General features: G+C 62.2%; 3 protein-coding genes. All 3 read left to right on the forward strand.

Going from position 1 to position 4,477, the window contains the following annotated elements; all coding sequences use genetic code 11:
* Positions 1–48: 48 nt before the first annotated feature.
* The 3 genes from lepA to hemW are packed head-to-tail and all read left to right on the forward strand — an operon-like array spanning position 49 to position 4,255.
* Positions 49–1,899: a translation elongation factor 4 gene (lepA, locus tag Q0X47_RS08360; protein WP_297724973.1), complete on the forward strand. Its 1,851-nt coding sequence runs from the start codon at positions 49–51 to the stop codon at positions 1,897–1,899.
* Positions 1,899–2,846, forward strand: coding sequence for a tRNA (guanosine(46)-N7)-methyltransferase TrmB (gene trmB / locus Q0X47_RS08365; RefSeq protein WP_297724976.1), 948 nt, complete (start codon positions 1,899–1,901; stop codon positions 2,844–2,846). Before lepA ends, trmB begins: the two co-directional genes overlap by 1 nt.
* Positions 2,846–4,255, forward strand: coding sequence for a radical SAM family heme chaperone HemW (gene hemW / locus Q0X47_RS08370; protein ID WP_297724981.1), 1,410 nt, complete (start codon positions 2,846–2,848; stop codon positions 4,253–4,255). Before trmB ends, hemW begins: the two co-directional genes overlap by 1 nt.
* The last annotated feature ends 222 nt before the right edge of the window (positions 4,256–4,477 follow it).

Consider the following 4,477-nt stretch of genomic DNA (forward strand, 5'->3'; position numbering starts at 1 on the left):
GGGAAAAATGACAAAATGGAATGTCTAGCGAGAAAGATAAGGAAGTCCATGCCCATTCCTGGTGATGCCCTGTTACAGTCGATTGCGCCCGCCGCCACCGACCCGTCCCTGATTCGTAACTTTTCGATTATCGCCCACATCGACCACGGCAAGTCGACACTGGCGGATCGGATGCTGCAGCTAACCGGGGTCGTCTCGGACCGTGAGATGCGTGCCCAATACCTGGACCGGATGGACATTGAACGCGAACGCGGCATCACCATTAAATCCCAAGCCGTGCGGATGCCCTGGCAGGTAGGGGACAAAGCCTACGCCCTAAACATGATTGACACCCCAGGTCACGTGGACTTTACCTATGAAGTATCGCGTTCACTGGCGGCTTGTGAAGGGGCGGTCCTGCTGGTGGACGCCTCCCAAGGTATCGAGGCGCAAACCCTGGCGAACCTCTACCTGGCCCTGGAAGGGGACTTGACCATTATCCCGGTGCTGAACAAAATCGACCTGCCCGGCGCGATGCCGGAAAAGCACGCCGAAGAACTGGCGAACCTCATCGGGTGCCAGCCCGAGGACTGCTTGCGAGTTTCGGGCAAGACCGGGGAGGGCGTACAGGCCCTGCTGGACGAGATTGTCTCCCAGGTCCCCCCGCCCTCCGGACAGCCGGACGCCCCGACCCGCGCACTCATTTTCGACTCGGTCTATGACACGTATCGCGGGGTCGTGACCTACGTGCGCGTCATGGACGGAACGCTCAATGCCCGCCAGCGAATCAACATGATGTCCACCGGCACCACCCACGAACTGCTGGAACTGGGTGTTATCAGCCCCGATCCGATTCCCACGAAAGGTATCGGGGCGGGCGAAGTCGGCTACCTCATTACCGGGGTGAAGGACGTGCGCCAATCCCGCGTGGGCGACACCGTTACTTCTGCGGAAAAGGGCGCTTGCGAACCTTTGCCGGGCTACCGCGACCCGATGCCGATGGTGTTCTCGGGACTGTACCCGATTGACGGAACCGATTTCCCGGTGTTGCGTGACGCGCTGGACAAACTGAAGCTCAACGATGCGTCGCTGACTTTTGAACCGGAATCATCGGCCGCCCTGGGGTCGGGTTTCCGTTGCGGTTTCTTGGGTTTGCTGCACCTCGAGATTATTCGCGAGCGTCTGGAACGCGAGTTTGATCTGGTGCTGATTTCTACCGCCCCGAACGTGGAATACGTGGTGGTGGCGGAAGACGGCACGGAAACTCACGTCATGAACCCTTCTGAGTTCCCCGAAGGCAAAGTCAAGGAGGTGCGCGAGCCGGTGGTGGCCGCGACCATCCTGACGCCCTCGGACTTTGTCGGTCCGGTCATGGAACTGTGCCAGGATCGGCGCGGCACCATGAAGAATATGGAGTACTTGAGCTCGGATCGGGTGGAACTGCACTACACCCTGCCCTTGGGTGAGATTGTTTACGACTTCTTTGATCAGCTGAAGTCCCGCACCAAGGGCTACGCCTCGCTGGACTACCACCTGGACGGAATGGCTCCGGCCGACCTGGTGCGGGTGGACATTTTGCTGAACGGGGAACAGGTTGACGCGTTTTCCGCCATCGTTCACAAGGACAATGCCTACAGTTACGGGACCGCGATGGCGACAAAGCTGCGCAAACTCATCCCGCGCCAACAGTTCGAGGTGCCTATCCAGGCGGCTATCGGCACTCGCATCATCGCCCGGGAAAATATCCGGGCGCTGCGCAAGGATATGCTCGCCAAGTGCTACGGCGGCGACATCAGCCGGAAACGCAAACTGTTGGAAAAGCAAAAGGCCGGCAAGAAACGCATGAAAGCCATTGGGCGCGTTGAGGTTCCCCAGGAGGCTTTCATCGCCGCGCTATCCAATGAGGAGCCGAAAAAGTAATGGGCAAAACGATTCGAGCCGACGCCCAGTCCGGCGGGGACGATGAAACCCCTGACCGCCAGCGGCCTTACCCGCGGGTCAGAACTTTTGCCCGGCGCGGCGACCGCATGGGCCAAACTTTGGAAAAGACCTTTGAAAAGTACAAAGATGCCTACCTGTTGGACGTGAAACGCGGGGCGGGGCCGACGATGGCGGCCGAGGGGGAGCGCCTGGATCCCCGCGTCGTGTTTGGCCGCGAGGCCCCGCTCATTGTCGAGGTCGGCTGCGGTAACGGCGAGCAAATCACTCACGCTGCCGCGCTGCACCCGGAGAACAACTACTTGGGATTTGAAGTGTGGCTGCCGGGGGTGGCGAAAATCGTGTCCTCCGCCGTGCGCAACTACGACGGCCTACCCAACCTGAAAGTCGCGGACGTCGACGCCCTGCAAGCCCTGCCCATTTTGCTCGGTGAAGCGACGGTACACGAGATGTGGACATTTTTCGCTGACCCGTGGCCGAAAACTCGCCATCACAAGCGGCGTCTGGTAGCGCCGGAGTTTGCGGCCATTGTCGCCCGGCTGCTGGAAGACGGGGGTCAGTGGCGCCTGGCGACCGATTGGGACGACTACGCTTGGCAGCAGCGTGACGTGGTTGAGTCCACCCTCGGATTGTCTAACCCGCACGTTGGCCAGCGTCCCGACGTCAACGATCCACAAGGTCAGCGCGGCGGTTTTGCGCCGCGTTTCGACGGTCGGGTGGTGACGGCGTTCGAGCGCCGGGCGGCTCGTGAGGGCCGTGACGTGCATGATTTGTGTGTGGTGCGCTTGGCGCGCGGCTCGTCAGAAGAGCGTGAACAGGCCGCGTCGTTCCAGGTGATGGCCCGTTTGGGGCGGGTCAGCGAGACGGAGAAGCCCGCCGAGTCCGGGTTTGCGCCGCGTGAGCCGTGGTACGGGGCGGGCGAAGCCTGATGAGTTCGCCGCGCACGCTCTGCGCCTACGTGCATGTGCCGTACTGCCTGCGGCGTTGTGGCTATTGCGATTTCAATACGTACTCGAATCTGTTGCTGGGGCCCGGCGTGGAGGGGTACGCCGCGGCGTTGCTCCAGGAAGTCGGCCTGTATGCGCCGGATTATTCCGGGTCGGTCGCGGAGAGTCAGGGCGGGGGTCACAAGGTCGGTGCTGGTCACGAGGGCGGTGCCGGTGGCGCTGGCACAGGCCACGTTGGTGCTGTTCACCAGGACGGTCGGCCGCTGACCAGCGTGTTCTTCGGCGGGGGAACCCCGACAGTCTTACCGGCGACCGATTTGGTGCGAGTCTTGCGCGGCCTGAGCCAAACTTTCGGACTGGTGCCCGGCGCGGAGATAACGACCGAGGCAAACCCCGACACGGTGACGCCGCAGTATTTAGAAGCCCTGGCCACGGGCGGTTTTACGCGGGTGTCTTTTGGAATGCAGTCGGCTATTCCCGCCGTGTTAGCGACTCTGGATCGGACGCATCAGCAAAAGCACCTGGTGGCAGGGGTGCGGGCGGCGCGCGCGCAAGGACTCGAGGTCAGCGTGGACCTCATCTATGGCACGCCGGGAGAGAGCTTGGCGGATTGGCGGGCCTCCCTGGATGCCGCGCTGGAACTTGGGGTGGACCACGTGTCCTGCTACGCCCTGGTCATCGAGCCGGGCACCGCGCTGGGACGTGCACTCGCGCGGGGGGGAATTGCCCCGGTAGACCCCGACGACCAAGCGGATAAATACGAGCTGGCTGATGAGACGCTCAGCGCGGCGGGCCTGGAATGGTACGAGATTTCCAACTGGGCGCGTCCCGGCCACGAATGCCGTCACAACCTGGCCTATTGGCGTGATCAAGATTGGTACGGTTTCGGGCCCGGCGCCCACTCGCATCTGGGCAGCACGCGCTTTTGGAACCTGCGCCACCCCGCGAAGTGGATGCAGTCCCTGCGGGCGGGCCACCGGCCTGTTGACGGCCAGGAAATCATCACCGGCGAAAGCGCCCGCCTGGAAAAACTCCTGCTGAATCTGCGCCTGCGCCAGGGCCTGGATTTGGGCGAATATGCCCGCGAATTCGGAGTCGACGCGGCGGCGTTGCTCGTTGAGGCGCACGAGTTGGCTGCTGAGGGCTTGCTGGACGGCGCGCTGCTGCCCGGTGGTGATTCGCTGCCGGACTGCGATTTGGTGCAAAAGGGCGGTTCACTGCCGGTCGGACAGCTCTCGCAGGGGGACGGGCTTTCGCATCAGGACGAGCTTTTGCACCAGGACGGGTCGGCACCGGACGCTCTGACCAGCGGCGCGGGTCGAGCGGTGCTGACTCGGCGCGGTCGCCTGCTGGCCGACACGGTCATTCAGCGCCTGGCGGGGGTGTCATAGGGGGCACGACCCGGCTGCAAACGTTCACGACACACCGCAGCCGAACTTCCCACTTACTTCCCACTTAACTTCCCCAAGTGTTATGTTAAGTGGGAAGTTCGGGTTAAGTACCAGGTGCAAAGGGGCAAAAATGGACGCGGAAGAACTCTCCAGGATCATCACGCAGCTGCGTTTAGTCGGAGCAGATCAACAAAATGTCGAAGTCAAGACTGGGGTAGGCAA

Source organism: uncultured Mobiluncus sp. (assembly GCF_947254095.1).
In the GTDB taxonomy this organism is placed as follows: domain Bacteria; phylum Actinomycetota; class Actinomycetes; order Actinomycetales; family Actinomycetaceae; genus Mobiluncus.